This window comes from Frankia sp. CgKIO3 (genome assembly GCF_977946435.1).
The window spans coordinates 1-8,933 of sequence record NZ_CDWTMO010000162.1; the positions used below are offsets into that span (position 1 = coordinate 1).

At 72.9% G+C, this 8,933-nt stretch carries 7 protein-coding genes and 1 pseudogene; 6 read left to right on the plus strand and 2 right to left on the minus strand.

Annotated elements, in window-relative coordinates; translation table 11 throughout:
• The 3 genes from AC08OJ_RS16165 to clpB form a co-directional block, all read left to right on the plus strand.
• Nucleotides 1-630: DnaJ C-terminal domain-containing protein (locus AC08OJ_RS16165; protein ID WP_476596163.1), on the plus strand; the 630-nt coding region annotated here is incomplete at its 5' end.
• Nucleotides 631-864: 234 nt separating this feature from the next.
• Nucleotides 865-1,011, plus strand: a complete 147-nt coding sequence (locus AC08OJ_RS16170) for a hypothetical protein (protein WP_476593926.1) — start codon at nt 865-867, stop codon at nt 1,009-1,011.
• Nucleotides 1,002-3,638: an ATP-dependent chaperone ClpB gene (gene clpB, locus AC08OJ_RS16175; RefSeq protein ID WP_476596164.1), complete on the plus strand. Its 2,637-nt coding sequence runs from the start codon at nt 1,002-1,004 to the stop codon at nt 3,636-3,638. The genes AC08OJ_RS16170 and clpB overlap by 10 nt, the downstream gene beginning before the upstream one ends.
• A 46-nt stretch (nt 3,639-3,684) precedes the next feature.
• Here clpB and AC08OJ_RS16180 read toward each other — a convergent pair whose 3' ends face one another.
• Both AC08OJ_RS16180 and AC08OJ_RS16185 read right to left on the minus strand, forming a co-directional pair.
• Entirely contained in the window at nt 3,685-4,593 is a 909-nt protein-coding gene (locus AC08OJ_RS16180) for a hypothetical protein (RefSeq protein WP_476596165.1), read from the minus strand.
• A gap of 72 nt (nt 4,594-4,665) precedes the next feature.
• On the minus strand, nt 4,666-5,463 hold the full coding sequence (locus AC08OJ_RS16185; RefSeq protein WP_476593923.1) for an RNA polymerase sigma factor: 798 nt from the start codon (nt 5,461-5,463) through the stop codon (nt 4,666-4,668).
• Between the two features lie 264 nt (nt 5,464-5,727).
• On the opposite strand from AC08OJ_RS16185, the gene AC08OJ_RS16190 reads away from it, so the two are divergent.
• From AC08OJ_RS16190 to AC08OJ_RS16200, 3 genes and pseudogenes are all read left to right on the plus strand, one after another.
• The gene (locus AC08OJ_RS16190; protein WP_476596166.1) at nt 5,728-6,510 is read left to right on the plus strand and encodes a hypothetical protein; all 783 of its coding nucleotides are present in this window, start codon (nt 5,728-5,730) and stop codon (nt 6,508-6,510) included.
• 156 nt (nt 6,511-6,666) lie between these two features.
• Nucleotides 6,667-7,890 (plus strand): annotated as a pseudogene (locus AC08OJ_RS16195) (ATP-binding protein); the annotation flags it as partial.
• 273 nt (nt 7,891-8,163) lie between these two features.
• Nucleotides 8,164-8,933 (plus strand): WD40 repeat domain-containing protein (locus AC08OJ_RS16200; protein ID WP_476596167.1); only part of this gene is annotated, 770 nt, incomplete at its 3' end.

Genomic DNA, 8,933 nt, shown 5'->3' on the forward strand with positions numbered 1-8,933 from the left:
GGTTTCGGCACAGCCGGATTCGAGGATCTGTTCGGAACCCTTTTCGGGGCCCGTGGCGCGGCCGGGCCGATCCCGGGCGCCGACCAGGAAGCCGAGCTCAGCCTGACGGTCGAGGAGGCGTACCGGGGTGGTCGCCGCCGGGTCACGCTGACCGGCTCGGACGGGCCGCGTTCTTACCAGGTCAGCATCCCCGCGGGGGTGGTGGCCGGTCAGCGGATCCGGCTGGCCGGGCAGGGCGGCCGTGGCAGCGGTGACGCCCCGCCCGGCGACCTCTACCTGCAGGTACGGATCGCACTGCACCCCCGCTATCGGGTGGGCGGCCGCGATATCCAGCTGAAGCTACCGGTCACCCCGTGGGAGGCGGCGCTGGGCGCGACGGTCTCGACCAGCACTCCCGGCGGCGAGGTCAAGGTCCACGTCCCGGCGGGTTCGTCGAGTGGCCGCCGGCTGCGGCTGCGTGGCGAGGGCCTGCCGAATCCGTCGGGACGGCCGGGCGACCTCTACGCCGAGGTCAGCGTGGCAGTGCCGCCGACGCTGACCGGCCGGGAGCGGGCGCTGTTCGGAGAACTGGCGGCCACCTCGACCTTCGACCCGAGAAACTCCGACCCGAGCAAGGGATCCTGGCGATGACCATCCCATCCCCGTCGCAGCAGCGGACGGCGCCGTCGCCGATCACCCGGCCGCGTTACCCGCTGGCACCAGCCCGGAAGCTGACCGTGGAGACGGTCGCCAGCCGCGGCGGGCTGCATCCCGACCTGGTCCGCCGGTTCGTGGCGCTCGGCCTGCTGGAGGCCTCCCGCGACGCCACCGGGACGCTGTGGTTCGCTCCGGACACCACCGGCGACGATCGCGAGGATCCAACGGTTGCGGGCCGGCCTGTGCCTGAACTACGCCGCGATCGGTCTCGTCCTCGACCTGCTCGACCGCATCGACCTGCTGGAAGCCGCGCTGCGCGGTGACCAGGCCGCTCGATCTCCGACAGCCGCAAGGAGCACACCGCCGTGGACATGAACCGGCTGACTCAGAAGTCCCAGGAGGCCTTGGCCGCGGCGCAGGCCAGGGCGACCGCGCTCGGGCACACCGAGGTCGACGGCGAGCATCTGCTCCTCGCCCTGCTGCAGGCCCCGGACGGGCTGATCCCCCGGTTGATCGGGCAGACCGGCGCCGACTCCGCCGCGCTGGCCGCCGCTGTCGAAGCCGACCTGGCCCGGCGGCCGAAGGTCAGCGGGCCGGGCGCCGCCCCCGGGCGGGTGTTCCTCACCCAGCGGCTGTCCCGGCTGCTGGATGCGGCCGAGCGCGAGGCCGGGCGGCTCAGGGACGACTACGTCTCGGTGGAACACCTTCTCCTCGCGCTGGCTGAGGAGGGGTCGGCCACCGAGGCCGGGAGGCGGCTGGCGGAGCATGGGATCACCCGGGAGTCGTTCCTCGCTGCGCTCACCCAGGTACGCGGCCATCAGCGGGTCACCTCCGCGACGCCGGAAGCCACCTACGAGGCGCTGGAGAAGTACGGCCGCGACCTGGTTGCCCAGGCCCGCGACGGCACGCTGGAACCGGTCATCGGCCGCGACGCCGAGATCCGCCGCGTCATCCAGATCCTCAGCCGCAAGACGAAGAACAACCCGGTGCTGCTCGGCGACCCGGGCGTCGGCAAGACCGCGATCGTGGAGGGCCTGGCGCAGCGCATCGTCCGCCGCGACGTCCCGGAAGGACTACGCGACAAGACGATCTTCGCGTTGGACCTGGGATCCCTGGTCGCGGGCGCCAAGTACCGCGGCGAGTTCGAGGAGCGGCTCAAGGCCGTGCTGGCCGAGGTCAAGGCCGCCCAGGGCCGCATTCTGCTCTTCGTTGACGAGCTACACACCGTGATGGGAGCCGGCGCGGCCGAAGGCGCCATGGACGCCGGCAACATGCTCAAGCCGATGCTCGCCCGCGGCGAGCTGCACATGATCGGCGCAACGACGCTGGACGAGTACCGCAAGCGCGTGGAGTCCGACACCGCACTGGAACGCCGCTTCCAGCCGGTCATGGTCGACGAGCCCACCGTCGAGGACACCATCTCGATCCTGCGCGGGCTGCGGGAACGCTTCGAGATCTACCACGGAGTAAAGATCCAGGATGGCGCACTGGTCGCCGCTGCCACGATGAGCAACCGTTACATCACCGACCGATTCCTGCCGGACAAGGCGATCGACCTGGTCGACGAGGCCTGCGCCCGGCTACGCACCGAGATCGACTCGATGCCCGCCGAGCTCGACGAGATCACCCGGCAGGTCACCCGCCTGGAAATCGAGGAAGCCGCCCTGGCCAAGGAGACCGACCCGGTCAGCGAGACCCGGCTGGCCGAGCTGCGCCGGGAGCTCACCGACCTGCGCGCCGAGGCTGACGCCAAGCGCGCCCAGTGGGATGCTGAACGCCAGGCGATCCGGCGGGTTCAGCAGCTACGCGAGGAGCTCGAACGGGTGCGCCGCGAAGCCGAGGAAGCCGAACGAGCCTACGACCTGAACCGGGCCGCCGAGCTGCGCTACGGCCGGTTGGGTGAGCTGAGACGGCGACTCGCGGCCGAGGAGGACCGGCTCGCCGCCAAACAGGGCGAGCAGCGGCTGCTGCGCGAGGTCATCACCGACGAGGAGATCGCCGAGATCGTCGCGGCCTGGACCGGCATCCCGGTCTCCCGGCTGCGCGAGACCGAACGCGAGAAGCTGCTGTGCCTCGACGACACCCTGCGCCAGCGGGTCGTCGGCCAGGATGAGGCCGTCACGCTGGTCACCGACGCGATCATCCGGGCCCGCTCCGGCATCCGCGACCCCCGCCGGCCCATCGGCTCGTTCATCTTCCTCGGACCCACCGGCGTCGGCAAGACCGAGCTGGCCAGGGCCTTGGCCGCCGCCCTGTTCGACACCGAGGAGAACATGACCCGCCTCGACATGAGCGAGTACCAGGAACGGCACACGGTCAGCCGGCTCGTCGGCGCTCCCCCCGGCTACGTCGGCTACGAGGAGGGCGGCCAGCTCACCGAGGCGGTCCGACGCAAGCCCTACGCGGTGGTGCTCTTCGACGAGATCGAGAAGGCACACACCGACGTGTTCAACGTCCTGCTGCAGATCCTCGATGACGGCCGCGTCACCGACGCCCAGGGACACCGGGTTGACTTCCGCAACACCGTCATCATCATGACCTCCAACATCGGCTCCCCCTACCTGCTCGACGGCGTCGACTCCGACGGGCAGATCCGATCCGACGCGCAGGCCCGGGTGATGGCCGACCTGCGCGGGCACTTCCGCCCGGAGTTCCTCAATCGGATCGACGACATCATCCTGTTCCGGCCGCTGGGCCTACCCCAGCTCGAGCGGATCGTCGATCTCCAGTTCTCTGACCTGCGCGGACGCCTGGCCGAGCGGCGGATCACCCTCGAGCTGACCGACGCCGGCCGGCGTCTGATCGCCCGGGCGGGATATGACCCGGTCTACGGCGCCCGGCCGCTGCGCCGTTACATCTCCCACGACGTCGAAACCCGCATCGGCCGCGCGCTGCTCCGCGGCGAGGTCACCGAAGGCGGAACGGTGCGCGTCGACGCCCACGACGGCGAACTGGTCGTCAGCTGTCAGGCAACGGACGCGCGGCACGGGCTCGCCGCCTGAACCCCCGACCCCTCCAGGCCGGCCGGCCCCCTCCTGGGACCACCGGTCAGCGACGAACCGACGGCGCCACGCTAGCGCCGAGACCGGCGCCGCCCGGCCCGGCGTTCGCATCCACACCCGCGCTCGGCCCCACCCTGACGCCGAGACCCGCACCACCCGGCCCCGCGGTCGTACCCACGCCCGCGCCCGGAACCTGCGCGCCGACACCCGTGCCGCCCGGCCCGGCGGCCGCACCCACACCCGCGCTCGGCCCGACCTCGACGCCGAGACCCGCATCACCCGGCCCGGCACCCACACCCACACCCACACCCGGAACCTGCGCGCCGACACCCGTGCCGCCCGGCCCGGCGGCCGCACCCACCCCGGCGCCGGCCTCGGCCTCGGCCTGCAGGGCCTTCGCGCAGAAGGCGCCGACCTGGTCACTGCCGCCAGCGGCCGTGACCAGCGCGTTCAGGTCCGGGGAACTGAGAGCCGCGCCGGCGTCGGCCGTGTAGGTATGGCACAGCGCGAGCAGCGACGCCGAGACGGACGCACCGGCGCTCGGCGCCGAGACCCGCGGCGCGGTCACCTCGGCGGAGGGCGTAGCCACCGGGGACACGGCGGCGCTGCCACCTACACCGGGGACGGGCAGTACTCCTGTGCCAGCGGCGGCGGCGACGCCTCCGACGGCCGTGGCCGCGACCGCCACGGCGGCGACCTTCGCGGTCAGGAACTTCGCGAGCAACAACTTGAACATGGGCTCTCTCCGCGGCTGGGTGACGTGAGCGAGACGCGCCTCCCGGAAAGCGGCCACAGCCGCTTCCTCACCGTCGAGCTCGCCATCGCGGGCCGGAGCGGCCACGGCGGCGAGCAGGTCGGCAAGGGGATCCGCACCGGCCCCCGCATTGACCGGGCCGCCGCGAAGCATCCGCTCCGCGGCGCCCCGGCCGATCCGACGGGGTCGGTGTGTGCTCATCTCACGTCCTTCAGCGTCGAAGCCCTCACCGGTGTTACACCTGGCCGTGTTGCACCTGACCGGAACCCATGATCATCGCTGCGCGCCGCCACCCCGACCATGTTCACCTGGTTCACCTGCCTCCGGTCGACCAGCCCCGGTAACCCCACATTCGCCGAGCTGTTCGGCGAGCCTGCGCAGCCCTCGGTGCGCCGCGGTGCGGACCGCGCCGGCGCGCTTGCCCAGGACTCGCCCCGCGGTCTTCGCGTCCAGCCCCATGACCACTCGCAGGAGCACCGCCTCCGCCTGGTCCAACGGCAGGCCCGCGATCAGGCGCATGGCGGCCTCGGTGGACATCGCCTCCAACGCTTCGCCGGCGGTGTCATCGGGCGCGGCCATCTCCATCATCACCGTCTCGACCGGTACGTCACCGCGCGGGCGGCGAGATCGCCGGCGCAGCTGGTCGAGCGCGCGATGACGCGCGATCGTGGCTGCCCAGCCGCGAAACCCGTCGAAGTCCCCGCGGAACGACGGCAGGTCCCGGGCTATCTGCAGCCACGTCTCGGACGCGACATCCTCGGCCTCGTCACCGACGAGTACCCGCAGGTACCGCAACAGACCCGGCTGGATCGTCCGATAGAGCAGCCTGAAGGCCGCCTCGTCACCGCGGCGTGCCTCGCTCACCGCCGAAGAAAGATCCGGCTCCTCGACGGACGGCCTGCCGACCCCGGTGCGGGTTTGGTGGCCGGTCGTCGGCGTCGGCACCAGCGCCGCCGGGCCGCCAGGCGTGGAGGCCGACCCCGCCGAGGTCGACCCCGCCGAGAAAGATGATCGTCGTGGGATGCCCTCAGTGGCGACCGCATCTGCGCTCAGCTCCGCGCTCTCGCTCACCGCGCAGATGATGCGACCTCGCCCGGAACGACCGGACATGGGGGGCTTGCTTATAGCACAGCGACAACGCACTGGCACGGTCAGACTCAGCCACGCTCGAGGATAATGTTCGGGTTCCGCGGCATTCCACCCGGGCGCCGTCGGATTGATCTATGGTTGGTGCGCCAGCTGGCTAACCTGGTCGGGGGCATCTGGCCGCTTGTGTCGGGTGCGGGGGGCGGGGCGAGAGCTGTGGCTCGTTCATCGACGTCGCGGACGTCGCGGTTGGTTCTGGGATCCGCCGGTGCGCGGGTTCTCGTCGTCGGCACGGGCGGGCTCGGTGGGCCCGGCGCCGACCGGGCGGGCGAGGTCGGCGCCGTGGTAGCGCGGGCCGTGGCGGCGGTCGGCGGCGTGTTCGTGGAGCGCTGCGGGCTGGCCGAGGAAAGCCTGCGCACGGTCGTCGACCCGGCGACCCCGCTCGATCTCGGCGAGGCTCTCGCGGCGGCCGTCGAGCAGGCCACCGAGGCTCTCCTCGTCTACTACGCCGGCATCGTCCTCATCGACGCCGACGGGATGATCTACCTGGCGACGGCCGTGTCGGACAGCCGTCCCCATCGCCTGGCCTACACGGCCCTACCGTTGTCGTCAGTCCTGGCGACGATGGCGACGAGCCGGGCCGCCACCCGGCTCATCGCCGTCGATGGTCTGTGGGTGCGGACCACGGCCGCCCACTCCACCGTCCCGCCGGTGCCACCTCGCGTTCCCGGTCTTCGCGAGGATGTTGCCGGTCCTCGTGAAGATGCGGGGGGCGGCGCCGACGCGGCCGCGGCCGGCGACGGCATGGAGCTGCTCGTGCTGACCTCGCCGCTGGCCGCGCACACCGGGCAGGCGGCGCACACCGGATCGGCGGCGGGTGACGGACCGCCGCTGTCCGCCGACCTGGTCCGGCTCCTCGTCAACGGCGACCCGGACGGCCCGGTCGAGCTGAGCGTCGGGCAGGTGACCCGGCGGCTCGCCCAACGTTTCACCGCGGCCGGGAACGCAGTGCTGCATTCCGCCGCCGCCTGATCGGATGGGGTGATCCTCGCCGGCAACGCCGCGCACACCCCGCCGATCGCCGACCTGGAGCCGGCGCCGACCACCGTGCTCACCGACGGCCCCGGCCCGGTGGTGACTCCCACCCCGCGACAGCCGGCGGGGCTTCCCAGCGCACCGGACGGCGGGGTGACCACCGGTGAGGCCGCCTGCCCCTATCCCGGTCTCGCCTCGTTCGGCGCCGGCACGCAGCGCTGGTTCTTCGGGCGGGAGCGAGCGACGGCCGAGGCGCTGTCGCGGCTGGAGGAACGGCTGGACGGCGCGGGTCCGCTGGTGCTCGTCGGTGCCTCCGGCTCGGGAAAGTCGTCGCTGCTGGGCGCCGGGCTGCTCCCGGCGCTCGCCCGGGGCGCAGTGGCAGGCGCCCGCGGTTGGCCGCAGGTCCTGATGACACCCACGGATCACCCGGCCCGCGAGCTGGCCCGCACGGTGGCGCAGGCGGCCGGGCTGTCCGTGCTCGCAGCGGCACGGCTCGACGTCGTCTCGGAACCCGCCCGATTCGTCGGGGCGCTGTCGGATCTGCTTGCCCTGCGTCCGGCCGCCGGCGGGACCACCCCGCCCACCCGGCGGGTGGTGATCGTCGTTGACCAGTTCGAGGAGACGTTCACCCTGTGCGCGGACGAGGAGGAGCGCGGCGCGTTCATCCGCGCGCTGGTCGCCGCGTGCCGCGGGGACGGGGCCACCCGTCCACCGGCGGTCGTCGTCATCGGCGTCCGCGCCGACTTCTATGGCTGGTGCGCGGCCTATCCAGAGCTGGTGGACGCGCTCCAGACGGGGCAGGTCGTGGTCGGGCCGATGACCGCGGCGGAGGTACGCGACGCCATCGTGAAGCCGGCCGAGGCGGTAGGGCTCACGGTGGAGCCGGGCCTGGTCGATCTGATGCTGCACGACCTCGGCGCCGACGAGCACGGCGTCGTCGCCGACCCCGGATCGTTGCCCCTGCTCGCGCACGCGCTGCGCGCCACCTGGCGGGAACGCGAGAACGGCACCCTGACGGTGGCCGGTTACCTGCGGGCCGGGGGTCTACGGGGGGCCATCGCCCGGACGGCGGAGGAGACCTTCGGCACGCTGGACGCGGCCGGCCAGGATGCGGCCTGGCAGATCCTGCTACAGATGATCCAGTTCGGGGATGGGACGGACGACACCCGCCGCCGCGTCTCACGCACCGAGCTGCTGTCCACGTCGCCGTAGGCCCAGGACTCGCCGTCGGCCCAGGACGTCTCCGCCGTCCTCGACGCGCTGGTCGCCGCCCGACTCGTCACCGTGGACGCCGACACCGTCGAGATCTCCCACGAGGCGCTGCTGCGCTCGTGGCCGCGACTGCGCGAGTGGATCGAGGTCGATCGCGCCGCGGCAATGACCCGACAGCGGCTCACCGACGCCGCGGCCACCTGGGACGACGGCGGGCGGGACCCGTCCTACCTGTTCACCGGCAGTCGGCTGGCGACCGTCCGGGAGTGGGCGCAGGCCGGGCAGCGGCAGACGGCACTGAGCCCGGTCGCGCGGGACTTTCTGGCGGCCTCCCTCGCGGCCGAGCAGGCGGCGCAGCGGGCCGAGGCCCGGCGGACCAGGCGGCTGCACCAGCTCGTCGCCGCTCTCACGGTGCTGACCCTGATCGCCGGTGGAGCGATGGCGTTCGCCTTCCGGCAACGGGCCCAGATCGCCGGCGAGCGGGACCGGGCGCTGTCGGTGGCGATCGGCCGGCAGGCCGATCAGCTGCGCAGGTCCGACCCGCTGGCCGCCGCCCAGCTCGGCGCCGTCGCCTACCGGCTGGCGCCGACGGCGGAGGCGCGCAGCGCCGTGCTGTCGACGTTCGCGAGCGACTACGGCTTCGCCACCCGTCACCTCGGCACGCAGACCCGTCCGATCGGCGCGGTCGCCTACAGCCGGGACGGCAGGCTGGTGGCGACGGCGAGCGACGACTGGACGGTCGCCCTGTGGTCCGCGTCAGACTCCACCCGCCGCACCCCGCTCAGCACGATCAGGGGCCACCGGCTGGCGGTGAAGTCCGTGGCGTTCAGCCCGGACGGCCGGTTCGTCGCCACCGGGAGCGACGACCGGACGATCCGGCTGTGGACCATCACCGATCCCACTCACCCGGTGCTCGCGGCGACGTTACCCGGCGCCTCCGACTCGATTCACGGGCTGGCCTTCCGCCCCGACAGCCGGGTCCTTGCCACCGGCGGGTACGGATCACAGGTGCGGCTGTGGGACGTCTCCGACGTGAGCGCGATCCGGCCGGCCGGCGCGATCACCGCCCACACCGCGAACGTCCGCGCCGTCGCGTTCAGTCCCGACGGCACCGAGCTGCTGACCGGTGGCGACGACGGCCGGGCTCTGCTGTGGGACGTGCGGGACCTCGCCGCCCCGGCAGAGCTGAGCGAGCTGAAGGGCGAGGC

Excerpts from the sequence above, each read along its gene's own strand:
- AC08OJ_RS16180 (WP_476596165.1), bottom strand. The coding sequence starts at position 4,593 with ATGAGCACACACCGACCCCGTCGGATCGGCCGGGGCGCCGCGGAGCGG.